The 22,019-nt window shown below is 61.6% G+C and carries 19 protein-coding genes; 3 read left to right on the top strand and 16 right to left on the bottom strand.

Going from position 1 to position 22,019, the window contains the following annotated elements; all coding sequences use genetic code 11:
* Positions 1 to 32 precede the first annotated feature (32 nt).
* The 7 genes from HP555_RS02995 to HP555_RS02965 all read right to left on the bottom strand — a co-directional run bounded on the left by HP555_RS02995 (position 33) and on the right by HP555_RS02965 (position 9,159).
* Positions 33 to 386 carry a hypothetical protein gene (locus HP555_RS02995; RefSeq protein ID WP_199263723.1) on the bottom strand — a complete coding sequence of 118 codons (354 nt, stop codon included), beginning with the start codon at positions 384 to 386 and terminating at the stop codon, positions 33 to 35.
* Entirely contained in the window at positions 383 to 895 is a 513-nt protein-coding gene (locus tag HP555_RS02990; protein WP_199263722.1) for a hypothetical protein, read from the bottom strand. The genes HP555_RS02995 and HP555_RS02990 overlap by 4 nt, the downstream gene beginning before the upstream one ends.
* Complete coding sequence (locus HP555_RS02985; RefSeq protein WP_199263721.1) at positions 892 to 5,466, bottom strand: minor capsid protein; 4,575 nt, start codon at positions 5,464 to 5,466, stop codon at positions 892 to 894. The genes HP555_RS02990 and HP555_RS02985 overlap by 4 nt, the downstream gene beginning before the upstream one ends.
* Positions 5,466 to 6,974, bottom strand: coding sequence for a phage portal protein family protein (locus HP555_RS02980; protein ID WP_199263720.1), 1,509 nt, complete (start codon positions 6,972 to 6,974; stop codon positions 5,466 to 5,468). The genes HP555_RS02985 and HP555_RS02980 overlap by 1 nt, the downstream gene beginning before the upstream one ends.
* A 114-nt stretch (positions 6,975 to 7,088) precedes the next feature.
* Complete coding sequence (locus HP555_RS02975) at positions 7,089 to 8,612, bottom strand: terminase large subunit domain-containing protein (protein WP_199263719.1); 1,524 nt, start codon at positions 8,610 to 8,612, stop codon at positions 7,089 to 7,091.
* Positions 8,612 to 8,890, bottom strand: coding sequence for a hypothetical protein (locus tag HP555_RS02970; RefSeq protein WP_011367831.1), 279 nt, complete (start codon positions 8,888 to 8,890; stop codon positions 8,612 to 8,614). Before HP555_RS02970 ends, HP555_RS02975 begins: the two co-directional genes overlap by 1 nt.
* Entirely contained in the window at positions 8,887 to 9,159 is a 273-nt protein-coding gene (locus tag HP555_RS02965) for a hypothetical protein (protein ID WP_199263718.1), read from the bottom strand. Before HP555_RS02965 ends, HP555_RS02970 begins: the two co-directional genes overlap by 4 nt.
* 140 nt (positions 9,160 to 9,299) lie before the next feature.
* Here HP555_RS02965 and HP555_RS02960 point away from each other — a divergent pair, with 140 nt between their 5' ends.
* From HP555_RS02960 to HP555_RS02950, 3 genes are read left to right on the top strand one after another with little or no spacing between them, the layout of a single operon-like run.
* Positions 9,300 to 9,494, top strand: a complete 195-nt coding sequence (locus HP555_RS02960; RefSeq protein ID WP_199263717.1) for a hypothetical protein — start codon at positions 9,300 to 9,302, stop codon at positions 9,492 to 9,494.
* A 33-nt stretch (positions 9,495 to 9,527) separates the two neighbouring features.
* Complete coding sequence (locus HP555_RS02955; RefSeq protein ID WP_013258632.1) at positions 9,528 to 9,902, top strand: hypothetical protein; 375 nt, start codon at positions 9,528 to 9,530, stop codon at positions 9,900 to 9,902.
* Positions 9,883 to 10,797, top strand: coding sequence for a tyrosine-type recombinase/integrase (locus HP555_RS02950; RefSeq protein WP_199263716.1), 915 nt, complete (start codon positions 9,883 to 9,885; stop codon positions 10,795 to 10,797). Before HP555_RS02955 ends, HP555_RS02950 begins: the two co-directional genes overlap by 20 nt.
* A 600-nt stretch (positions 10,798 to 11,397) precedes the next feature.
* Here HP555_RS02950 and HP555_RS02945 read toward each other — a convergent pair.
* From HP555_RS02945 to HP555_RS02905, 9 genes are all read right to left on the bottom strand, one after another.
* The gene (locus HP555_RS02945) at positions 11,398 to 11,898 is read right to left on the bottom strand and encodes a hypothetical protein (RefSeq protein ID WP_015721258.1); all 501 of its coding nucleotides are present in this window, start codon (positions 11,896 to 11,898) and stop codon (positions 11,398 to 11,400) included.
* A 91-nt stretch (positions 11,899 to 11,989) separates the two neighbouring features.
* On the bottom strand, positions 11,990 to 12,268 hold the full coding sequence (locus HP555_RS02940; protein WP_136873453.1) for a hypothetical protein: 279 nt from the start codon (positions 12,266 to 12,268) through the stop codon (positions 11,990 to 11,992).
* A 3-nt stretch (positions 12,269 to 12,271) separates the two neighbouring features.
* Positions 12,272 to 13,042 (bottom strand): hypothetical protein, encoded by a 771-nt coding sequence (locus HP555_RS02935; RefSeq protein ID WP_199263715.1) that lies wholly within the window; start codon positions 13,040 to 13,042, stop codon positions 12,272 to 12,274.
* A 491-nt stretch (positions 13,043 to 13,533) separates the two neighbouring features.
* Positions 13,534 to 14,130, bottom strand: a complete 597-nt coding sequence (locus tag HP555_RS02930; RefSeq protein ID WP_199263714.1) for an RloB family protein — start codon at positions 14,128 to 14,130, stop codon at positions 13,534 to 13,536.
* A complete protein-coding gene (locus HP555_RS02925; RefSeq protein WP_199263713.1) occupies positions 14,130 to 15,476 on the bottom strand; it encodes an AAA family ATPase in 1,347 nt (448 codons plus the stop codon). The genes HP555_RS02930 and HP555_RS02925 overlap by 1 nt, the downstream gene beginning before the upstream one ends.
* Before the next feature lie 93 nt (positions 15,477 to 15,569).
* Positions 15,570 to 18,881: a CHC2 zinc finger domain-containing protein gene (locus HP555_RS02920; protein WP_408639834.1), complete on the bottom strand. Its 3,312-nt coding sequence runs from the start codon at positions 18,879 to 18,881 to the stop codon at positions 15,570 to 15,572.
* On the bottom strand, positions 18,878 to 21,106 hold the full coding sequence (recD2, locus tag HP555_RS02915) for an SF1B family DNA helicase RecD2 (RefSeq protein ID WP_199263711.1): 2,229 nt from the start codon (positions 21,104 to 21,106) through the stop codon (positions 18,878 to 18,880). Before recD2 ends, HP555_RS02920 begins: the two co-directional genes overlap by 4 nt.
* Positions 21,058 to 21,540 carry an ERCC4 domain-containing protein gene (locus tag HP555_RS02910; protein ID WP_013258639.1) on the bottom strand — a complete coding sequence of 161 codons (483 nt, stop codon included), beginning with the start codon at positions 21,538 to 21,540 and terminating at the stop codon, positions 21,058 to 21,060. The genes recD2 and HP555_RS02910 overlap by 49 nt, the downstream gene beginning before the upstream one ends.
* Positions 21,540 to 22,013, bottom strand: a complete 474-nt coding sequence (locus HP555_RS02905; RefSeq protein ID WP_199263710.1) for a DUF669 domain-containing protein — start codon at positions 22,011 to 22,013, stop codon at positions 21,540 to 21,542. Before HP555_RS02905 ends, HP555_RS02910 begins: the two co-directional genes overlap by 1 nt.
* Between the last annotated feature and the right edge of the window lie 6 nt (positions 22,014 to 22,019).

Genomic DNA, 22,019 nt, shown 5'->3' with positions numbered 1-22,019 from the left:
GTCGGCGATGTGTCGGAGGGTGACGGCGAAATTCAGCGGGCGGGATTAAGCCGGGCCAGAACGGCTTTGCCGCAGGCGTCGAGGGAGGGGTATTCGTCGCTCTCGGTGATCTCGGAAAAGACCCCGTCATAGGGTGAGCGGGACAGCCGGTGGTATTCGAGAAAATCCGCCGGAAGCGAGGTGGCCCCGGTCTCGACCAGACGGTTGACCACCCAGGCGGCCTCGTCCCTGCGGTCGGCAAGCCCGCTAGGCCCCCGGTCGAGGTAGTACATCTCCACATCCAGGCCGGGACCCGGCCCTTGAACCCAGACGCCCACGGGCACGTATTCCGGGGCGGTGGCTTGCCGGTCTGCGATTATCGAGTCGAGCATATAGCGCAGTTTCATGACCAGTCCTCCGCGATCCGGAGATGCTCGGCTAGAAGCTGGGCGTCGATCCGGTGGAATCTTTCGGCGCTTTTCTGGCGGTAGGCGATCCAGCGTTGCCAGTCCGCCGCGAGCTCGGGCTCCGAGACCGGCTCGATCATTTCGACATGGTGAATGCGACCCAGGTCGTCGGTCAGCTCGACAATCAGCCAGCCTTCGACCTCTTTGCCGTCATGTTCGGCTGTCAGGGTGTCTTCGATCCTGATATCGACCACCTTGACGGTGTGGGCGTGCTGAAAGCCCTCGTCGTAACCGAGCGCCTTCCACAACAGCCAGAAATCGGTGCGCAGATGGTTTCCAGCGGTGTCGAAATGGGGAGCGATCCGGGTGACGGTGAAGCTGTCCACCAGGGCGTCCAGAAAGAGATCCCCGGATTCTCTGACGGTCATGCGACTGCCCCGGTTGTTGAACCAGTGCAGCGCTTCCTGCAGCCGTCGTTTCTCCTGTTCGATAAAGTCCTTCATGGTCATTGTTTGCGTTTGCTCCAGCTTTGCGGGGTATGGACAATGTCCTCCACCTTGCGCCCGTCGGGCAGTTTCTTGATGCCGCGCCGAGTGAAACTCTGGATGATCTCCCGGCGTTCGTTGTCGCTTCTGGCCACGATGAACTCGATGTTGTCCAGCAGCGTCACCGAGTATTTGAAGATGGTTTCGTTGCCATGGCGTTGCGAGAACCGCTTCCAGTCGTCGATGCTGGCTCCCCGGTTGCGCTGCACGTAATCGTCAATCACCTTGCCGTAGGCGTCATGGTTGTAGCTGATGGCGTCCATGCGCCGCAGCATCTGTTTCTTGAAATAGAGGGCCGGTGAGGCGTCGCTGGCCGGTTGCTTCTTGATCCGGGTGAAGAAATAGCTCGCGCCGCCGGTCTGCATGTCGGCCACCGGGGACATTCCGCCCGGAGCCACGCCCATGCGCATCTTCTCGACCGTGCTGACCATGGCTCCGTTGTTCTCCATGATCAAGTCGATGAAGCCGGACATGCTCTCACCGTTGGTCAGATCGTGGACCAGCGAATAGCCCTTCATCTGTTTTTCCAGGTCATCCTCGGTGATGTCGAACCGGAACTGGTGCCGGTATCCGCCCTTGGCGTCGCGGTCCAGAAAGCCCGCCTGATATTCGCCCAGCGGGTTGTATCCGGAAAGTTGGGTGATGTCCTGGACGCCCAGCTCCTTTTGCCAATAGCCGCGCAGGGCCTGGACTCGCTCGGTGGTGGTGGCGTTGCGGTCGTCGAGGGATTTCTGCAGCCGTTTGTAATCGGCGCTCTTGTCGGTCTTGCGGATGTAGGCGAGCTTTTCGAGGTACATCTGCTCCGCGTTTTCCGCCGTGGCCACCCGGGTATCGATCCCAAGCTGTTCGAGCTTTTCCAGCATCGCCTCGACCCGTCCGGGGGTAGCGTCGCCGTCCAGGATCATTTCCAGCTCGCCGCGCTGGGCATAGAGGTTGGTGTCCGACCAGGGGCGATAGCGGACCCGGGTGCCGTCCTCGAAGGTGACGGTGTACTGGTGCCCGTCCTGCATGCGGGAGTTTTGATTGAACAGCGTCCGGTTGTCGATGTCGTCGGCCTCGACGGTAATGGTGCCGGAACCGATCCTGCGCTTGGTGTGGGTCACCTTGCCGCGTTCCACCTTGAACGGCGGTTTCTCCTTGGGTTTCTGCGCGTCGAGATTGGGCAGGTACTGCTCGAATACGCCGTTGGTGGCCCGGTCCCAGTCGACGGACTCTTCGATCTCCTTGACCCATTTCAGATAGTGGTCCGCCATCTCCTTGACCTTGGGGTCGGTGCTCTTTTGCAGGGTTTCCAGTTTCTTGCGCAGGCGCAGGGCCTTGTCGATCTTGGTCCGGTTGTACTTGCCGTCGCCCACGTGGAAATTGACGTTTTTTACGGCATCCAGAATCGTCGGAAAGAAGCTGTCTTCGACCAGCGGTTGTCCCTTTTCCCCGGCAGCCGTCTGCACATACCTGCGCAGCACCTCGTCGATGCGGCGGTCGGTGTCCGGCCGGATCTTCATCTTGACCACGGTGCGCTTCTTCCCCTTGAAGCTCTCGGTGAAGATCAGCGCGTTCTGGTCCTCCACGTCGCCACTGTCGAAGGGCAGGGTCTTGCCCTGCCAGCCGAGTTTGCGGGCCTCCTCGATCAGGGCTTCCTCGGCGGAGGAGAGCAGCTTTTTCTTGCCGGTGGCGGCGCTCAGCTTGTCGAAACGGAAGCCCCGATCCCCCAGCACATCGGCGTAATAACCCTCGAAGTCCCGCCGGAGGTTGTGTTTCCGCTCCAGGGCCTGATCGTAGAAATGCCGCAGCCCGGCAGGGTCCTTGGCGAACCGTCCCTCGGCGTAGGGCCGCAACAGATCGAGGTAATCCTCGTCGGCGATCTTTTCGACTTCCTGGATGTAGCGCAGGGTCGCGTTCGGATCGACCCGTACCTTCCCTTCCTTGGCCGCCCGGAAGACCTTGTTGTAAAACGGCTCTTCCTCGCCGCAGACGCCGTTGGGGTGATAGTCGAGCGAGAGCTTGTCCTGGCCCAGAAACTTGAAGGCCTGGCCTTTGTCGATGCCGTAGACGCGACCGTCCCGGGCTCGGATGAACTGCTTGGAATGTCCATCGTGGTTGGCGATCAGCCAGTCGACCACATGCTCGCGCTGAATCTGCTCCAGTTCGATGGTGGTCAGATCCTGGGGCAGAATGTTGCGAAAATCGAAGTCGTCCCGCAGATCGGTACGCCATTTCTGGATGGAGCCGGTGCGGCCGTTCAACTGGATGGTGCGCACCTCGATGGAATGGGGGTCGATCAGGCGGCCGATCTTGTAGGCGGCTTCCTCTCCGAAGGCGATGAACTCATCGTCCTTGCGGCCAATGGGCTTGAACAGCCATTTGTCGCCGTTCTCATCGGTCCAGAACTCCTTTTCGTGTGCGCCGCCGACAGCGGCCTTGCCGGTTTTCTTGAATTTTGACGGCAGACCTTTCTGCTGCCATGCGGTATCGACGGTGGTGAACTCCGCGCCTTTCTTGACGATCTTGGGCTCGGGCGGTTTGACCGGACTCGGTTGTGGAGCCGGTTTCGGCGTGGCGGGCTTGGCCGGTGCGGTTTTCTTCTTGCCGCCATGTTTTTCGGCCCAGGCGGCGTGCTTTGTGTCGATGCTGGCCTGAACCGCTTTGATTTTCGCGGGATCGGTCTCGGTGAAGAGCGTGGTCAGCTCGTCTTTGTTCGCCCACTGCCAATACTGGACCTTGGTCTCCTTGGCGAGCGTCTTGAGCTCCGTCGATTTCAGCTTGCCGACCTGGTCCTGGAAGAGCTGTTTCTTGAGGGCGATTTCCTTGCTGTGGGCCGCCAGCAGATCCTGGGGTAGATCGGTGCCGCCGGAAACCGCCTGTTCCGCCTTGGCAATCGCGTCGAGGAAATCCTTGTAGCCGGTCGGCGTGTCGGGAACGGCCACGGCCTTGGCGGCGTCTTCGAGAGCCGTTTTCTGTTTCAGGATCAGCTTTTGTTTGGCCTCGTCGACCGCCTTTTTCTTGACCGACTCGGCCATGTCGGCACCGGCCTTCTTCTGCAGCGCCTCAACGAGCTGCTGCTTGTTCTTGAGGATGCCGATGCCGTGCTTCTGTTTGGCCGCCGATAGTTCCTTGCCCATCAGGCCGCTGTGATCCACGCCGGGTTCCAGCTTGTCCAGCAGCTCGATGGTCTCCTGTTTGGTCATGTTGAGCGAGATGCCGTTCTCCTTCGCCATCTCCTTGAGCTGCTGGGCGGTCATGCCCTCCAGCCCCTCGGCGGGAGGGATCTTCGCCATCTGGGCGGCGAGCAGCTTGGCCTGTTTGAGTTCCGCCTGCTTCAGTCCGAGCAGCTCGACCAGTTCTTCCTTGGTCCGCAGCAGACCGATCTTGTGTTCCTTGAGCTTGGCGCTGAGCGCCGCTCCGGCCAGGTCGCCGTGATCGATCCCCGGTTCGGCCAGATCGAGCAGCTTGATGAAATCAGCCTTGGTCCGGGCAATGGCCACGCCGTTCTGTTTCGCCAGGGTCTGGAGCTGTTTGACCGTCAGCGAGCCGAGGTCGGCGATGTCGCCGTTTTCAAAGGCGCTCTTAAGCTTGGCGTTCTCCTTGGCCTGGGCTTCGGCCATGCCTTCCAGCACATGGGGTGGGAGAATGCATGCGTCCCCCTGCGATGCCTGGGCGGCGGCCTTGGCGGCCATCTCGCTGCCGCAGACGGTCATCGGCCAGGCCACGATGTTGGTGCAGCGGCAGTGCGGATGCGCGGGTTGCTGGGGGAACTTGTCGATGGGAAAGGTCTTGCCGTCCAGCCCGCCGCAGACCGGGCACATGCGCTCGTCCTCCATGGCCAGCCATTCCAGCTTCTGGATGCCGACCCGCTCGTGGAACTTGAGCCTGCCCATGTTGTGGGCGCGGAGGACCTCGGTGCGGGCGATCATCTCCATGCGGTACTGGGCCTTGCTGAACACCCGGCTTCCGGCCTGGCGAAAGGAGTCCTTGTCGACGATCACCTTGCCCATGTCCCGGACGATGTCGTCGGCTCCCTTGCCCGTGGCGACGCCGTTCAGGATGGTGCGCTTGATGCCGTCTGCGAGTTCTCGGTGGACGTCACCGGCGAGGGTGAGGTTGTACTGGGCCATGAAGTCGAGGGCATTGGTGTCGACGATGGTGAACACCTTGGTGGCCAGCTTGTCGATGCCTTCGGGTTTGAGGTCGGCGTAGAACGGCAGCGCCGCGTCGGCGAGCTCTCCGATTCCCTGCTGGATGCCGAGCTTGAAGGAGTCCTTGGTCGTCTTGCGAAAGACCAAGGTCTGCTCCCGCTTGAGCCGCTTCATGGTGTCGTCGAGTTCGAGCTGGAGTTTTTCCAGCCCCTTGAGGGCGGCGAGCTTGTTGTCCGGCAGGGAGCCGAGGGAGCGGTACTGGAGGATGGCGCGGGCGACCTCGTCTTCGGCCTGTTTCAGGGCCTGGGTGAGTTGGGCCGTGACCTGGTCGTTGTAGCGGTTGCGGGCCGTCAGGCTCTTTAGGGTGGCCGCCTGGATGCGCTGCTTAAGATCCGACGGCATCAGTGGGGCTCCCGGCGGTCGATGAAACGACAGGCCGGGGCGTCGAAGGTGCGCTCGCTGTTGTGAACCCGGCAGTGGTTGGTGTCAGCAATGAAGTGGCTGCACTCGTCGCACACGGCAGCAATGCCGGTGGACTCCAGGTCGCCTGACCAGACCAATGCCGCCTCCGCCGTGGGTTCATCGTCCTCGGCCGGAATCCCGAGCATTTTGCGGGCGCGAGGCACGCTGAGGATGCCGGAGACGACCATATCCACCACCGGCTTCACCTGCTTCTCGTCCATCAGGTCGATCTGCTTACGTTCGGTCTCGCGGTTGGCGGCCTCGATGTCCGGGTCCAGGTCCATCTTGAGCTGAAGGCTGGAGCGGCTGATGAGCTTGCGGTCGTAGAGTTCGATGAGGAGCTTCTTGAAATCGACCGCGTCGCTGGGGTCGAGGTCGTTGAAGATAAACTGGATGCTCTTGTCGTCATGGCCGTTCAGCTCCATCCAGTCGTCGAACACCCAGTCGAGGAGCTTGCGTGCGGCCTGTTTGATCTCGCGGATCATGACCATCATCTTCTGCATGCTCACCGAGGCGGTGGCGAAATTGGGGCCGTCGCCGGTCACCAGCGAGCGTGACAGACCCAGGGCCACCACAATGTCTTCCTTCACCTCCTTGACCTTGTCCTCGACGTTGAGGACTTGGCCATCGGTGCCGTGGGTTTCGACGTTGACGTAGAACGGGACCACCAGGCCGCTTTTCATGTCCATCTTGTTGACCATGTCGCGGACCTGTTCGAGCATCCGCTGGTCCGGCATCACCATCTTCTGGCCGAACGCGCCGCCCACCTTGAGCAGGCGGAACGGCGTGGCCCAGCGCTTGGCGATGGCCTGTTCGGCCCGGCGGTAGTCGCGCAGCAGTTCGATGGCTTGAAAGGCGGGAAGCACGAGGGAGTTGCCCCGGGGCGAGAAGGCTGGAGCATCCCATTTGAGGTGGACCACCTGTTCGACAGGCAGCGGGATGGATTCCCCGCCGCCGGGGGTGTCCTCGGGAAATTGCCGGGCCTCGATCAGTTCGCCCTGGGCGTATTTGACCTTGACCGAAACCGGGTTGACGCAGACCAGCTCCTCGATGTCCTGGCCGGACTTGGTGAAGCGCTTGAAGCCGATGGCGTCGCCTTTCACCAGGAGCTGAAGAACCATGTCCTTGATGAACTGCGAGACGTTCAGCCGCCAGGCGGCCTCCAGGGCTTGCTCCTTGAGGGTCTCGTCATCGCTGGTGATCTTGATCTCGTCGCCCACGGCGAAGGTGCGCCAGGAGTTGACGCAATTCTTCACCAGCGGCTCCTCGACATAGTATTCCCAGGCCTTGCGGGCGCGTTCTTCCCAGGTGGCCGGAATCGCCTCGGCGGCGTTGACCTTGGCGAAGGCGGCCGAGTCGAGAGCGGCCGCTGCGGCCATCGGCGCGATGACAAAGCCGGTGGTTTCCAGGCTTTCGGGTTGTTCGTCCTGATGGGCGGTGCTTTCCACGTGATCCTCTCGGTAGTTTCGGCAATGACAGCCGCACATCCGGCCCGTGTGGGCCGAATCCGGCTCGATGCCCATTACTTACCGGAGCGGGGTGGAAAGCGTCGGAGGATGCGGTCAGATGAAGACCGGATTGGTGAGCACCGGCTTGAGCGAGACCACCTCTTCCCCGACCGGGTCGAGGTTGCCTTCTTCCCGGATCAGCATGGCGCAGCGCACCGCGTCGATGATGTGGTCGTTGCCCTTGGAATAGATGATCTTGCCGTCCCGCAGGGTGTAGGTGTGGGTGGTGAACTGGTCTTCCACCTCCAGGTCGTCCGAGGGGAAAATGAGCTGCTTGCGTTGCAGAGCCCCGTTGATGAGGCTGGTCATCAGCTCCTTGGTCCGTTTCTTGATTTCCTTGCCGTCCCGCACCGCCAGTCGGGTCATGCCGCCGAAGTCGTATCCCTTGAGCCTGCCTTCCAGCTCCAGCCCCTTGTACTTGTCCAGGGTGAGCAGCTCCTGGACCACGGCCAGGCCGTTGCCGCCGTTGTCCACGCCGATGCCCGCCGGGGTGTAGTAACGCTCCAGCAGCGCGATGATCTGGGCGATGTGCGGATAGGAAACGTGTTCGAGATGCACGCGCAGGATCATCTTCAGCAGCGTCCGCTCGCCGATCTCCAACTCCTGGAATACGACAATCTCGGTGGGATCGTTGGTGTAGCCCAGGTCGCCGCCGACCCAGAACTGACCGCTGCGGGGCGTGAGGTTGAGCAGCATCTCCAGCCGGTCGTGGGCCGCTTCCTCGGTGTCGCAGTCGCGCATCTCGGAATCGGTAATGACGATCTTCTGGTACTCCAGCAGATCCTGCCGACAGATGTTGAACTGCTCGACATTGAAGGCCCCATAGGAGGGCTTGCCGTGTTCACCGGCCACCTCGTGCTGCCAGCCGGAGCTGTCGCGGCCGCCGTAGAACTCCAGCAGTTCGGCCTCGCGATCCTCGGTCCACAGAGGATTGAGCCAGGACGGCCAGCGGAACACATGGAACTGATCCGACGAGGTGAGCCGGTAATAGGTGGTGTCGCGCAGGCCGTTGGGCGTGGAGTAGATGCGTAGCGTCCCCCCGGCCTTGAGGCACTGGCGCAGCGCCTTCCAGGCCCGTTCGGTCAGCCAGGCTCCTTCATCGACCCAGACGCGGCCCACGTGCAGGGACCGGAAGGCGTCGCCATAAGCCCCGGCCGGGCGGAAATAGAGCACCGAACCGTTGGTGAACTCCAGCCGGAAGTAGGGTTTGCGGTGGATCTTGGGCTTGCCGTACTTGGTCAGGGCGATGCTGTTCATCAGATCCGGGTTGCTGTCGAGCTGGAACTCGATCTCCTCGATGATGGTGTCGAGGTGCCCCTGGTGCGGAGCCGCGATGAGGCCCTGGCCGCCCCGGGTGGTGAAGGCGTAATGGAGCGCGTCGGTCGAGAGCACGATGGACTTTCCCACGTCCCGGCCGTCGAGGTGGATGATGTTCTTGGCCGGGCAGCGCAGGTCCTCCACCTGGTGCGGCCAGTAGTCGCGGCCTGAGCCATCCCGGTTGTAGAGGTAGGCTTGCCCCCACAACACGGGATCGCTCAGGGTCGCCGCGAGTTTGCGCTCCTTGTCGGTTACCGCCATCAGTGCATTCCCGTCCTCAAGGCGCTGCCGAGGATGGTGCCCACCAGTTCCGTCAGGATCTGCTGCACGGCCAGGGTGTTCTTCCGGTCGTGGACAGCTTCCTGAATGTCGATGATGGCCTGGTCCAACTCCGCCCAGGCCAGGTACTGCTGCTGGGCCGCTTCCAGACGGCCGAGGGCGTTCTCGATCCGTCCCGCCGCCAGCTCGGTGCCGATTTCAACCAGGGCCTCACCGGCCTGGCGAACGGCATCGCTGTTTTCCTGAAGGATCTCTTTCATTGGCCTGCCTCCTGGTTCGCGCCGTTGGCCCACTGGTCAAGGGCGTCCACGGCGGTCTGCAGGCGCAGGCCGACACCGGTCAGGCGCTCGGCGTCCGGGTGGCCGACCTCGCGCAGCGCCTTGTTGGCCTCGGTCACATACTCGGGTGTGTGGCGGTTGACGGTGGCCACCGCCGACTGGATCTGGGCCGGAGGCCGGTAGGTGGCGCAGCCGGTCATGATCCCGGCCAGGGCCAGCGGGATGGTCCATTCGATGGTCTTCTTCAACATGTTGATCTCCTTTGGGTTATGGGTTTGGGTCACATGCAGAAAGATCTCTGCAAACACTTGATTTCCAACGAAATAGAAGCGTCATTGGATGTGACGCGGGATGGTCCCGCATCCAAGAAAACCGGAACCGGAGGCAGGCCATGACCTACGACAGAAACCGCCAGCAGGCACTCAAGGCGTACCGAGAAAAGCAGGAGAACATCACCCGGCTGATAGAGGGCATTCGCGGCAAGCTCGAAGCGGACGCGAAGCAGCCGGACATCACCTGGGCGAGCGTCGGCTCCCTCGGCCACGTCGAGGAACTGCTGCGGGATCTGGACGAGTTCCTGTCCTGAACACACCGGGCCACCAACAAAGGAGACATCGACATGACCGAATGCACCGTGCATCAAGCCGCAGAGGCTTTCATCGGCTACCTGCGGGAATCCGGAAAGAAAGAGCGGACCCTTTACACCTACCGGAAGGACCTCGACGCGGTGGAGGCCTTCTTCGGCGCGGATCGCCAACTCGCCGAGATCCGGCTTCCCCAGGTCGGAAAGTTCTACAAGTCCGACCTGCTGCTCAAACTCCCCGACGGCAAGGAGCGGGCCGAGCGCACCATTGCCAAGACCGTCCGGGTGTTCCGCATGATGATGGTCTGGGCCAGGGAGTCGGGGCGCATCGAGGAGCTGCCTCTGCCCAAGAGCACACCCATGGGCCACAGCCGGGTGAAGGAGTCCAGCGATGAGCAACCGAACGGCTGACCTCGACCTGACGGGCGCGGCAGAGGCGTTCTGTGCCCGCCTGTCGGCCGAAGGACGCTCCCCGGCGACCATATCCGCATACCGCCGGGACATCGCCCTGGTGGCCCGCGTGGCCGGGGAGCTGACCCCGGGCATCGTCTGCCGGGCGGTCACGGCCGGGCTCCTCGACCAGGTGTTTTCCGACGGGGCGGTCACCGAGAGTGAGCGAGGCCCTCGCTCGGCGGCCTCGCTCCATCGGATGAAGGCGGCGGTGCGGGCCTTTTTCGCCTGGGCCGTCGAGGCGGGCGTGGTCGAGGACAATCCGGCCCGGTCCATCCGCATGCATCGGTTGCCGAGAAAGCTGCCGGTGTTCCTGACCACCGCCGAAAAGAAACGTCTGCTCAAGGAGCTCAAGGGACGGACCGACTTCTCCGCGCTGCGCGACCGCGCCATGATCGAGGTGCTGCTGGGCACAGGGATCAGGCTTGGCGAGCTGGCCGCGCTCGACATGGATGACATCGACCTCGACGCCAAGCATCTGCGGGTGCGGGCCAAGGGAAATGTGCCGCAGGTCAAGTTCATCAAGACCGACCTCCGCACATTGCTGCGCCATTACCTGGCCGAGCGTCGTCGACATGGCCGCCCAGAAATGGAAGCCCTGTTCCTGTCGAACCGGGACGGCAGACTCTGCCAGCGGCAGATAGCCAACCGGCTCGCCCACTGGCTGCGGAAGGCCGGGATCGAAAAGGAACTGACGCCGCACGGGCTGCGGCATACCTTCGCCACCCACCTCTACGGCGCGACCAATGACCTGCTCGTGGTGCAGCGGGCCTTGGGGCACCGGGACGTGTCCACCACCCAGATCTACACACACCTCGTGGACGGCCAGCTCGAGGAAGCCCTCGAACGACTCTGATCCTTCCGAACCCGACGATGGGAGCGGCCTCGGCTGCTCCTGTTTTCGTTGGGCGAGACAGTGTCGAAGACAGTGAATGACAGTGCCCGCAAAAGAACACATCCGCCGATGATGATTGATCATGACGATGGTTCTCAGTCTCCCAGGCGGAGCGGGAAATATCGATTGACCGGAATTTCTCCTTCGCTGTCTGTCGGCCGCACATCGCTATAGCTGCTTGGCTTGTGCGCTCCGGGCGCGGAACACACATGACAATATCTGCTTGGCATGTGCGAGGGCCGCTGCCGAAGGAATGGCTGTGTGCGGGGCTTGGCCGGTTCTGCCTGGGGCACGATATGCCAATATTTACTTGGGTTGTGTGAGAGAGCTCCGGAGTGAACATGCCGATATCTACTTGGCTTATGCGGCTCGGCTTATGCGCAGACATGCCAAGCGGATATCGAGAGCTGCAGGAGGAGGTCGAGGAGTGGAAATGGTGATCGACGGCCGGAAAATGCCGATTCCGAAAGTGCAAGGAACACGTCTTATCCGCAATCCCTGGTGAAGCTGTCTGCCGCAAGTCGCCGTGTGCCGGGGTCATCGGAAAAGCCCTCCATGGTGTTATCCGCAATTCTTTCCGCGTTTCTTGCGGCCGGAGGGTTTCGCGCCCGGGGCGTTGGCGGCCTCGGCTACCTTTTCGAGCAGCGCCGCCGCCCATTCTGCCGGAGAGGTCTGCGGGCCTTTCGGCTCCTCACCCTCGCGGGCAATCTTGGTGGTCTTGAGATCCTTCATGTGGCAGCGGATCATCCGGTCGAGCTTCTCGGCGGCGTCGGTGTTCCCCTCGATCTGGGCGCGGACCAGCTTCACCGAGTAGACGCCCACCAGCTCCACCTGCAGGAAGTCGCTGGACTTGTTGAACTCGAAGTCCTGGTTGAGGCGGTCGATGATCGCGTCGAACATGACCTTCTCTTCCGGCGTCAGGCAACGGTCGGCGAAGATGCCGTGACGCAGCCGGTTCTGGTTGCCCTCGGGCGCACCAGGCCCGCGCCGGGGCGGTTCGGTCTTGCCCTCGTTGCGGTGCCAGCGGTCCAGCGTCTCTTTGTCCGGTTTGTTCAGTGCCACGTGGAAATCCTGCCGAATATTGTTTTCCCAAGCCGGGATACGGGGCGGGAGGCCGATTTAGCCTCCAAACGCGCTCCCGCCGGTTCAGGGGTTACTTACCGGAAGCGGCGCTAAACTGTCGGTCCCGACCCTGTTTTCGTTCGGCGGCGATGATCTGGTTGACCCGGCGGGTGGTCACTCCGGCGAGGTTGGAGATCTCCTGGCTGCTGATCCCCTGCAGATGAAGGGCAAGCACTAGGTCGCGGCGTTCCTGGTAGAAGCGGCTCGGTGCAGGAACCCAGAGAATTCCGGTGTAGTGCTTCTGGATCTGCTCGAAGAGTTCCTCGGGCAGGACATCCTTGGCGTTGGCGTAGCGCTTCTTTTTCTTCACGGCTCAATCCTCCACTTTCTTCATCCACGGCTGCGGCACGTCCGGGTTGTAGAACCGCAGCGTGCTGGGACGCCCGGACTTCGGCCCGTGGATAATTTCGATAGAACGCTCGGTGACCTCGCCAATCTCCTGATCGCCATCGACGAAACAGACCAGGCCGTAGTCCTCGCCGCAGGGAAACCGGAATCGGCCCTGGTTCTGAAAGAGGCGTGCCTCGGACCAGCCCTTGGCCATGGCCTCCTCACGGATGGCGTCGACCTTGGCGACAGCCTGGGAAGTCACCGGCTGCTTACATTTCCAAGCTTGGTTCCCGGGATAAATCCAGTCCTTTCTTGGAACTTCGACGGGTTTCTTCTGGGACTCGGGACGAAGCGCGGGTGGCTGGTAGTTCTTCGGGGGAAAGGACTGCAGGACCTCCTGCAAGTGTTCCTTGCCGAACTCCCGGATGGACAGTTCCTGCATGGCGTTGAATCGCTGCCGCAGCGTATTCCAGGCATCCTCGGGGAGCTTTCCGGCCTTGTGCGCGGTTTGGGCGGTGACCATGCGGGAACGTAGCCAGGCAAAGTATTCAGGCGACAGACGGCGACACAGCGTGCCGTCGATCTCCATGTCTTCAGGCCAGTCGCGGGCGTCTTCGATCTCGTGGATGTCGAGCCCGGTGGAGACATAGATGGCGGGCTGCGGTGGTTGCGGTGGTAATAATGGGGTTTCACATCCGGCCGAGGCTTCCTGCCCTCCGGCGGTGTGCTTGATCATGGTTTTCAGAAGGCTCATGGTTTCAGGCTCCAGAAATACGGGTTAATCGCTTTTCCCGTTACTTACCGGAGCTGCCCTGAAACCGTCGGTGACCACCCGCTGCGGTGGATATGTGCGGTGGTTGCGGTGGTCGTGCGGTGGAAGGTTTTCTTGTCCCACCGCAGGAGGGTAGTTCTTTGTTTGTTATTTAGTTTTAGATAGTTATGAAGAAAGAGAAGATAGAGTGCGGTGGTTGCGGTGGTATTTGGGGAATGTCTCTCACGCTGGGCCGGAATTTCCCTGGCGTGGGATGTCGGGTTGGTAGGTAGAAAAAATATTTCAGCCCATAGGGGGTGAGACCTCTGGATTTACCACCGCAACCACCGCAAAGGCCATGAAAGCCTTGTCTGGCAAGGGTTTGGCGTGCGGTGGTCATCCACCGCAAGGGACAGCGGTGATCACCGCACCACCGCAAAAGAAAAGGACGCCCGAGAGCGTCCTGGATGATTGGGGATCGAATTGGTTGAGGTTCAGACCTGGAGAATGTTTTCGACCAGCTTGTAAACCGTGGTGCCGCCAAGGGCTCGTGGCCAGTCGGCACAGGGAGGATTGTCGCGCAGCCTGGCGCGGCGGATGGCCTCATCGATTCGGTCGCGGGTGATCTTGCGTGCGTCGATCCCCTTGTCGTAACCGGGAAGATGCCGCTTAAGCCGGTCGCTGCAATCCCGTGACGATGCGATGCCGGTGCCGTCCTCGAAATGAAGCAGCAACCAGTATTCGAACTTGGGGTTGCTGAGGGCGAAGCCGTAATTGTCGCGTGCCCGAGCCCAGGCATGAAGTTGGTCCAACTGTTCGTCGGTCCACTGATCCTTGTCCACCACGAGCCAGGCTTCGTCGGAGGATCTCAGTTCCTCCTGCCGGAGATGGTCCTCCATCCGCTTCAGCACCTGCGGAGGAGAACTATCATGACTGCCTTTGAGGCAGTTCACCCGGATCACCGACTGTTGGTCATTGAAGATGTTGAAATACTGCGGCTCGGTCTTCACGCCTTCCACCGCGATCACGAACAGTTTGCGGTAGCGACGCTCGCCGAGGGGTCTCTGGAATCTGCGTCTCTTCGGTGGCATCAGTCATCCCCCTCACTTTCCTCGGTGAGGCAGGGATTGGTCAAAGCGCCTCCCAAGAGAATCCGGGGAATTCCACCCAGTCGCCCCTGCAGGTAGCTCTTGCGGATGTCCTTGTCGTATCGGACATCCTTGTACTCGCTGAAGGAGAGCAGATTCGAAGCTCCGGTGGCATCTCTTTCGGCGACCCACATCTCGTCACGGCGCAGGAGTTGCTGATCCATGAGCAGCACGTCATGGGTGGTCAACAGCAACTGCGTTCTGGTTTCCGTGGAGCAATTGGCGAGGTACGCTTCGAGCAATCTGCGTGTCAGCAGCGTGTGCAGGCTACGGTCGACCTCGTCGATCACGTAGACCTTCTTTGAGACCTGGGCCGACAGCTCAAGAAACGCGGGCAGCAGATCGATTACCCGCTGTGAGCCGTCCGACTCCTGACGGATCTCGAACTTGGCTTCCGTGCCGTCCGCCTTCGGATGGTAGGTCACCAGCTTCTTGGCGATCAGTTCACCACCTTTGCGGGTCACCACAAATCGCTCGTTGATCGGCTCGGTCAGCAGACGAACGGTCATGCCTTCCTTGACGTCTTCCTGCAGCTTGGTCTTCAGTGGCTCGGGCAGCGGAATGTTCTCGAAAGGGATCTCCTCGCCACCCAGGTGCGCGATGCCGGTGTCGAGCTGCGGCAGCATCTCGTTCATGGTCGAATAGAGCGGATGCCCCTCGTCGAGGAACTGCTCGAAAGGTTCGAAGCGAGAATCGGGCGCGACCAGCTCGAGCGTGTCCTTGAACCAGTCGTAGACCGGCCGGAAATTGTCGACCTTCTGGGAGACCGAGTTGGTCAGAAAGAGTTGGTTGTCCCGGGTCCCTTTGAAGGCGAACTGGAGGAACTGGTCCTTGGCCAGGGAATCATCGAAGTTGGGCTTTCCGTCCCGACGGTGGTAGAGCACCTTTTCACTGGTACTGGTTATGGCCACCAGCTTCTCTTCCAGAACCGCCTTGCGGGTCACCGCGAAGCTGAACTCGTAAATGATCTCGTCGATCAGCAGCTCGAAGCCAAACCGTGACGGCTGATCGGCCACCTTGGCGTCCAGCCGGAACGGCTCGACAGGAATCAGGCTGTCGGGCTGGGTGCCCTTGACGACCAGCGCCTTGGCGAAACTCAGGGCCTTGAAAAAGTTGGTCTTGCCCGACGCGTTGCCGCCGTAAATTGCCGCAACCGGAAGAACTCTCGTCTGGTACTTGCCGAGCTTGGGAACCCTGTCTCCATGCTGGCGCTCCCTGCTGGCGACCATCGAAAATGTGACCTGGTTGCGGAAGGACATCCAGTTTTCGAGTGAGAAACTGACTATCATCTTACCGCCTCCTAAAGTGAAATATTCGCTTTATCATGCCTTTAATATAGGCATAGGCGGCCTGAAAGTCAATCTAAAAGAGAAAATGTCTCGTTAAACACCTCTGCTACCGATGCGATACTCGAAGTTTTTGGTGTGGGTGTTGCGCTGCCGGTCGATGTCGAACCCGGCGTCCCGGATGACGTCCAGGTCGTTGCTGATGCGCCGACCGAGCTGGGCGGGCTTCTTGTATTCGAATTCGAGGTTGAATTCCCGGCCGACCCTGCGCAGCGCCGCGAGCAGCCGTCCCGCCGACACCGGCTCCATGGTGTTCTCGTTCTCGAACCTCACCTGGTAGCGTTCGATGAACCCCACCACGTGGTTTGCCCGGTCGTCCTCGCCGTAGCGGGCTTTCTCGTCCAGCTCCACCGCGTTCCGGTAGGCATGGAAGAGCGACGCCAACGCCGTGGCAATGGGGTTCGACTCCCGCGCCATCTCCTGGCTGGTGTCGTTGATGGAATGGATCTGCTCGATGAACAGCGGGCTCAGGTCCTCGAGTCCGCTGGTCACCTCGTGTTCCTCGGACCCGGCCAGCATCATCAGGTACATCAGGCTCAGATAATCGTTGCACCGGCGCTTGCCATGGGTCGGCATGGTTCGGTGCAGCAGGCGCATGACCTGTTTCTGGGCTCCGTCCCGGATCATCGCCAACACATGGCTGGTCCGCTTCATAATGGCCGAGATGATCAGGTCCCGGTTCTGCTGGATGGCGGAGATGACCTCCGACTCTAGAAAGCAGTCGCTGGCCTGGTTGGCGAGGTCGAAGTTGATGACGAAGGACCTCGACAGAATCTCCGAAAGCTCTCCGCACAGCGGCTCGATGCCGGTGGTGTTCAGCAGGCACTTGGTCCGCTCGGTGATGGTCTCGCTGTCGGTGCCGCTCTTGCGTTTCTCCTTGGCGATACCGGTGATGCTGGTCAGCATGAAGGTGGTCAGATCCTCGGTCATCTGCTTGACCTCGATGTTGTCGAGGACGATGAGCGGGTTCTGCGAGCCGTCGGTGTAGTTCGCCGCGTCGGTGGCCTTCTTGTGCTGGGGCTCGCCGTAAAGCAGCGTCGACGTGATCTTGCTGGCAGTGGTCTTGCCCGATCCGGCCGAGCCCTCGAAGCGGGTCATGGGCCGCGTCCCGGCGAAGTCGATCAGCAAGAAACAGGAGAGCCAGGAAAGGATGAGAAAGCGATCTCCTTGTGGACAGGTCATGTTGCCCACCAGCAGATCGACCAGGAGCCGGTCCGCCTCTTCGAGGTCGGCGTCGGGCAGGAATTTCAGCGGCTTCATCTTGCGCGAGCCGTCCAGGATGATGCCGTCCTCGTTGCCGCCATTCTTCATGATCTGAATTTCGTCCGGGGTGATCTTGGCGATCTCGTGCTCCGGATTGTTCAGGTTGAAATAGACGGTGTAGGAAGCCACATCGGTATGCAGCCAGGAGAAATGGTCGCGCACCTGGCCACGGATCATGGCCAGGCTGGGTAACACCTCGAAAAATGTCCGTCCGCCGTTGGATGTCGGCACCATGCCCGTGTGCTTGTAGAGCATGGCCGCGTAGTGGCGCTTTCGGCCCCGGTCTGGCGAATCCATCCAGTAGATGGCGTTGTCGAAATACATGAACGGCTCACCCTGCAGGGTATGAAAGAACTGGGCACCGTTGGCGGTAAACCAGTCGTAGGCCGCCTCGGCTGCCAAGGTGTAGTCGGGAGCGCCGTTCTCCAGCTCCGTGTCGATCAGCACCTCGTCGACCCGGGCGCGGCATGATCCGGGCATTGCGCCGGACATCCGCTTGGCCTTTTTCTTTTCGTTGCGGAACTCGACCTTGCGGTCCTTCTGGATGGCGCGGATCTGTTCCTTCAGGGTGGCCATGGAAACACCACCGCCGATGCGCTCCTGCACCAGCTTCAGCAGGCGTGCCTGTTCCAGCGGCGACTGTTCGGAAATTTCCCCCAGGACCGGTTCAAGCAGGCGGTTGCGTTCTTCCTCTTCAGCGCCCTCGGGCAACGAGCGCACACCAAATTCGATGGGCGTGCTGGCTTCGGCGAGCAGGCGTTCGAAATCCTCCAGGGTATGCCCGGCGGCAATGTAATCGTTGACGTCGATCTTGGCGATGGCGAGAAGCGCCTCGGCCGCCTGGATTTCCTCGGCGGGACGTCCCGCCAGTAGCTTGGCCAGCTCCTTCGGCCCCACGCTTGCCGTCAGGCCGAAGCGTTCGGTCAGCTCCTGCCGGGCCGAGAGCTGTGTCTCCGACAAGGGCAGCGTCACCAGGCGGGTGTCGATTTTGTGTTCGGCCAGGGTGCGAGCGGTTTGCAGCGCCCCTTTGAGACCGGCCTGGGAGAGTTCGTTGTCCTGGCAGATGTAGACAGTTTCGACGCCGCGCAGCTTGGGGATCAGGCGCTCCCAATCGGCGGCCCGGATGCGGACGGTGACCGGAGATACGGTGGGCAGGCCCAGTTGCATCAGCGCCAAGCAATCGGTCACCCCCTCGGTGATGATCACCTTGCCGGGCCTCGCCAGCAGGCAGTCCTCGTTGAACAGCAGCGCGTTGTTGATGAAGTCGGCGACGTAAGGCCGTTGGTGTTCGTCGTGAACCGGCAGTTTCTTGTATTTCCCTTGCTCCCAGCCAACGTCCGGGGTCCACGGCGTCTTGCGGCCGATCATGAACACCACCCGGCCACGGCTCCAGTAGGGAAAGACGATCCGGCGCTCGAAAAATGGCGTCAGGCCGTCCTGGCTGGTGGGACGGAAAGCGCCGGTGGCGGCGAGCTCCCGCTTGGAGAAACCGTCCTCACCCCCGGTCAGTTGGGCGACCGCGCCGGACGCGTTGTCCGCGTAGCCGATCAGGAGATCGTCGATGGTCTCCTCGCTCAGGGCGTATTTGGATTTCAGCCAGTCGAGGACCTCCGGCGACTCTTTGAGTCTGGCGTGGTAAAGCCTGGCCAGCGAGGTCAGCGCGTCCTTGACCCGCAGTTCGAAGGCGCGGTCGGCCTCCGTCTGGGCGAGACGCTCCTGGCTGAGGCCATAGCGCGACAGCGGCGGCAAGCCCGCCTTCTTGGCGAGATAGTCCCGGGCCTGACGGTGGCTGTCCGGCATCGGACCGGATTGCCCGGCGGTGACCGAGCCCGTCTGAATGAACTCAACGAGCTGCAGCACATCACCGCCGACTCCGCAGCCGAAGCAGTACCAGCCCTGCTTGTCGAGCATCACGTGCAGCGACAGACGCGACTGGCTCTGATGGTTGGGGCAGTCGCACATCAAGCGCTGGCCGGTCTCCTGGGTGATCCGTCCCGGCAGGAGTTCCCGGGCCACGTCACCGATGTCCATCTCGGTGACGTGCCGGTAATACTCCCTGACGTTATCCGTTCCGCCCATACTCATTCGGCCTCCGCGACACGGGCGAAATCGGCCTCCGCGTGCTGGGCGGCGTCCAGAAACAGGGGCAGAAAGGTCCGACGGTCATCCACCTGGCAACGCTTGGCGCAATTCTGGATGCCCCAATGGTCGCCCAGGACAATGGCGGTGCGCCGGGCGCGGGTCACCCCGGTGTAGAGCAGATTGCGGTGGTGCATGAAGGAATGCGCCTTGTGGACCACCACCACGGCGCAGGGGAATTCGGACCCCTGGGTTTTGTGGATGGTGAGCGCATAGGCGAGCTGCAGGTCCTGAAGGTCGGGCGAACCCTTTTCCATCTCCACGGGCATGCCGTCGAAGTCGATGACCAGGGTGCCGTTCGCGAGGACATCGACCACATAGCCGATGGCACCGTTCATCACGTTCAGGTCGTAGTTGTTCCGGGTCTGGATGACCTTGTCGTGCTTGAGAAACGGGGCGCGGCGGCCCATGGCGACCGGCGGTACTTCGGTGTTCCAGAGTTTTCGCTGGATGAGCCGCTGCAGTTCCTCGTTCAATTCCTTGGTGCCGAGCGGCCCCTTGTGGGTCGGCGTCAGCACCTGCACGTCCTTGATGATGTCGAAACCCAGGGCGTCGAGCCGCTCCTGAAACAGCTCCAGCAGGAACGAGCGTGCAGCCATCGGATCGGTGAACTGATCCACCAGGTACCAATCCCGGCATCCGGCCACCGACGCCTCGCTGGTCTTGCACACCTCGCCCTTGAGAACGGCGGTGCAGTTCTCCTTGAGGACGCCAGCCTGGCGCACGACCTTGTCGAGGATGACCGTGGGGATGGCGCGTGTCTGGATCAGATCGCGCAGTATGTTTCCGGGTCCCACCGGCGGAAGCTGGTTGTGGTCCCCGACCAGCAGCACCGTGGTCCGCGACAAATCGACCGCCTCGAACAGGTGCCAGGCCAGCGGCACGTCGACCATCGAAAACTCGTCGACCACCAGGACGTCGGCATCGATGGGGTTCTCCTTGCTGCGGGAGAAACCCTTGCCGTCATAGCCGAGCAGGCGGTGAATGGTGGTGCCGCTGCGACCGCTGACTTCCTCCAGGCGCTTGGCCGCCTTGCCGGTCGGCGCGGCGAGCACGACCTCCAGATCGCTCTCCTCGCAGATGGTGTTGATGACCGAAATGGTGTAGCTCTTGCCCGAACCGGCTCCACCCGAGATCAGGCTGATGCTGTGATTGAGGGCCGAGCGGACCGCGTCGAGCTGCTTCTCGTTCAGCGTCGCCGCGCAGCGCCGAATCAGAGCATCGAGTTTCTTGACGGAGTGGAAATGCGGGTTGGGTGTTTCGGCCTGACCGAACAGCGAGGCCAGCTCCCGCTCCATGCGGACGATCTCGGGCAGAGCGACCACGAAACGCCCGCCGTGGGAATCGCAGGAAAGCGTCTGTTCTTCGATGAGCGCGTCGAGGGCGCTCTCGATACGGACCCGGCTGTCCAGGGCATCCATGACCAGCAGCAGATTGGCCTGGTCCACCAGATCTTCGTATTCGATCCAGCAGTGGCCATTGTCCAGGGCTTCACGGACGCAGAAATTCAACCCAGCGCGGATACGAGGGGTATGGTCCTTGGGGGTTCCCAGCTTGCGGGCAATCTTGTCGACCTTCTTGAAGCCGAATCCCCGGATCTCCCGAATGAGGATGTACGGGTCTTCCTTCAGGATATCGAGGCAGTTGCCGCCGAGTCTTTCGACCAGGGTGGTGACCTGATGATGGGTCAGGCCGAATGCCGACAGCCAGGCCATGACGGTGTTGACGCTGCGGTTCTTCAACCATTCGTCACGCAGCCGCCGGGCCGCGTCCAGAGGCAGTCGAGCCTTGAGCGCGATGCGCTCGGGGTCATTCAGAAGGGTTTCTTCAAAGGCGTCGCCGAAGCTCTCGACGATCAATCTGGCCTTGACCGGACCAATGCCCTTGATCTCTGGATGGTTGGCCAGATAGTGGATCAGCCCCTCCGGATCGAGTTCGAGGTCGTGCTCCATCCCGTCGACCTTGAACTGACGGCCGTATTTGGGATGGGTGGACCACGACCCGAGCAGGACCACAGGCTGATTTTCCCGGGCGAACAAATTGCCCGCGAACTGGACTTCCTCACCGGTCGGGGTGAGCAGTCGGCCTGCGGAGAACTTGGGTCCGGCATAGTAAACGCGCTCTATTCTTCCCCGGAGTCGCGCCGGGTTACTCTCATTTCTTTTTGGCATCTCGCGATCCTCCGGTGAAAACGTGTCAGGTACTCCTCGACAAAACGGCAGGCGGCCTGCCGGTCCGAGCAGAAGTAGACGGGGACACCGAAGTCGACGACGATGGAGGCGACCGTTCCAATCAGCGCATGCGGGTGGGCATCGCTGCGGTAGCGGCCATCGACCAGATCGCGAAAGTTGCACTCGACAACCACGCAGGCGGATTCGTAGGCGGAGAGCTTTTCCAGCTCGCGGTGAAACCGCTTTCGCCCCCGGATGACGGTGGAGACGAAATCCGTCAGGGATTTGCGCTCCACCGCCACCCGTTCCTCAAGGCCGACCAGTGAGTAATCACCGGCGGGCAGCGCCTTGCGAACCGCCGAAACCTTGTCACTATCGAAGCTGTAGGGCTCCTGTTCGCGGGTGTCGACGACAACGGTGATCCGGTCCATCATCAGAACGGGATCATGTCGTCCATCGCCGCGCCGGGAGCCCCGGCATCGTCGGCCATGACAATGCGACGGTTGAAGTAGATGTTCTCGTTTTCACCGCGAGTGCGTTTGGTCACCTCCAGCTTGATGTTGAGAAGCTGCTCGAGGTGGCCCGGCAGGTCGGAGAGCTTCTGAAGCTGCAGCCCGCAGGTGTAGAAGTCCTGCTTGAGCCACTTGATGTTCTCATTGCTGGCCATGACGTTATTGCGCCAGAGCAGACGGCCCTTGTGGGTCGGCGCGAGAATGCGCAGGGTCCACTTGAGCATGGGATTGCCCGAGGTCTGGGCGCGAGTCAGTTCGACCCGGTCGACGTTGACCTGGTATTTGCCGTCGGGGACGGCCTCGAACTCACGCTCCTCGACTTCGGCGGTTTCGAAGGCGTCGTCGAACTGTGCCAGGTCGAGGTTGCTGTTGGATTGGTTTTCGTAGTGTTCCATGGTCGG

Origin of the sequence: Desulfobulbus oligotrophicus, from assembly GCF_016446285.1 — a bacterium.
Lineage (GTDB): Bacteria > Desulfobacterota > Desulfobulbia > Desulfobulbales > Desulfobulbaceae > Desulfobulbus > Desulfobulbus oligotrophicus.
This window is presented reverse-complemented; position numbering and strand designations above follow the sequence as displayed.

Excerpts from the sequence above, each read along its gene's own strand:
- HP555_RS02970 (WP_011367831.1), bottom strand. The coding sequence starts at position 8,890 with ATGAAAGAGATCCTTCAGGAAAACAGCGATGCCGTTCGCCAGGCCGGT.
- HP555_RS02935 (WP_199263715.1), bottom strand. The coding sequence starts at position 13,042 with ATGAGCCTTCTGAAAACCATGATCAAGCACACCGCCGGAGGGCAGGAA.
- HP555_RS02990 (WP_199263722.1), bottom strand. The coding sequence starts at position 895 with ATGACCATGAAGGACTTTATCGAACAGGAGAAACGACGGCTGCAGGAA.
- recD2 (WP_199263711.1), bottom strand. The coding sequence starts at position 21,106 with ATGCCAAAAAGAAATGAGAGTAACCCGGCGCGACTCCGGGGAAGAATA.
- HP555_RS02955 (WP_013258632.1), top strand. The coding sequence starts at position 9,528 with ATGACCGAATGCACCGTGCATCAAGCCGCAGAGGCTTTCATCGGCTAC.
- HP555_RS02995 (WP_199263723.1), bottom strand. The coding sequence starts at position 386 with ATGAAACTGCGCTATATGCTCGACTCGATAATCGCAGACCGGCAAGCC.
- HP555_RS02975 (WP_199263719.1), bottom strand. The coding sequence starts at position 8,612 with ATGGCGGTAACCGACAAGGAGCGCAAACTCGCGGCGACCCTGAGCGAT.
- HP555_RS02960 (WP_199263717.1), top strand. The coding sequence starts at position 9,300 with ATGACCTACGACAGAAACCGCCAGCAGGCACTCAAGGCGTACCGAGAA.
- HP555_RS02965 (WP_199263718.1), bottom strand. The coding sequence starts at position 9,159 with ATGTTGAAGAAGACCATCGAATGGACCATCCCGCTGGCCCTGGCCGGG.
- HP555_RS02950 (WP_199263716.1), top strand. The coding sequence starts at position 9,883 with ATGAGCAACCGAACGGCTGACCTCGACCTGACGGGCGCGGCAGAGGCG.
- HP555_RS02920 (WP_408639834.1), bottom strand. The coding sequence starts at position 18,881 with ATGAGTATGGGCGGAACGGATAACGTCAGGGAGTATTACCGGCACGTC.
- HP555_RS02930 (WP_199263714.1), bottom strand. The coding sequence starts at position 14,130 with ATGCCACCGAAGAGACGCAGATTCCAGAGACCCCTCGGCGAGCGTCGC.
- HP555_RS02985 (WP_199263721.1), bottom strand. The coding sequence starts at position 5,466 with ATGCCGTCGGATCTTAAGCAGCGCATCCAGGCGGCCACCCTAAAGAGC.
- HP555_RS02910 (WP_013258639.1), bottom strand. The coding sequence starts at position 21,540 with ATGATGGACCGGATCACCGTTGTCGTCGACACCCGCGAACAGGAGCCC.
- HP555_RS02925 (WP_199263713.1), bottom strand. The coding sequence starts at position 15,476 with ATGATAGTCAGTTTCTCACTCGAAAACTGGATGTCCTTCCGCAACCAG.
- HP555_RS02905 (WP_199263710.1), bottom strand. The coding sequence starts at position 22,013 with ATGGAACACTACGAAAACCAATCCAACAGCAACCTCGACCTGGCACAG.